The sequence below is a fragment of the Pauljensenia sp. UMB6358 genome, assembly GCF_030216865.1.
Lineage (GTDB): Bacteria > Actinomycetota > Actinomycetes > Actinomycetales > Actinomycetaceae > Pauljensenia > Pauljensenia turicensis_A.
Map to the genome: position 1 here is coordinate 1 of NZ_JASOMS010000199.1, position 259 is coordinate 259.

1 pseudogene is annotated in these 259 nt (G+C 57.1%); it reads left to right on the top strand.

Annotation, left to right across the window (positions count from 1 at the left end):
* Window positions 1-259 (top strand): annotated as a pseudogene (locus tag QP381_RS09175) (phosphoglucosamine mutase); the annotation flags it as partial.

Sequence of the window (259 nt, forward strand, 5' to 3'; positions counted from 1 at the left end):
CCCTTGTCGTGACTGTAATGTCCAACCTTGGCCTGCTGCTAGCTATGAAGGAAGTCGGCATTGACACTGTGCAGACTGCCGTGGGGGACCGCTACGTCCTCGAAAAGATGCGTGAGGGCGGCTTCGCCATTGGTGGGGAGCAGTCGGGGCATGTCATCATCTCTGACTATGCGACTACTGGTGACGGTGTTTTGACTTCGCTGATGATTGCCAAGCGGGTCAAGCAGACCGGCAAGTCGCTGGCGGAGCTGACGGATTT